Here is a 314-nt window from a genome sequence, read left to right on the forward strand (position 1 = left end):
GGACGGACCGGCGTCGGGATATAGGCGTCGACCTGCGCCATCAGCTCGCGGATGGCGTCCTCGCCGATGGTCTTGTTCGAATCCTCAAGTGCTGCCAGCGCCGAACCCTTGACGATCGGAATGTCGTCGCCGGGGAACTCGTTCTTGGTCAACAGCTCGCGAACCTCAAGCTCGACCAGCTCGAGCAGCTCGGCGTCGTCGACCTGGTCGACCTTGTTCAGGAACACCACGATCGAAGGCACGCCGACCTGGCGGGCCAAAAGGATGTGCTCGCGGGTCTGCGGCATCGGGCCGTCGGCGGCCGAAACCACCAG

General features: G+C 64.6%; 1 protein-coding gene. It reads right to left on the reverse strand.

The features are described from left to right. On the reverse strand, positions 1-314 hold a 314-nt coding region (locus EOD29_RS31040), incomplete at both ends, for a GTP-binding protein (RefSeq protein WP_245475490.1).

This window comes from Mesorhizobium sp. M1A.T.Ca.IN.004.03.1.1, from assembly GCF_003997555.1.
Lineage (GTDB): Bacteria > Pseudomonadota > Alphaproteobacteria > Rhizobiales > Rhizobiaceae > Mesorhizobium.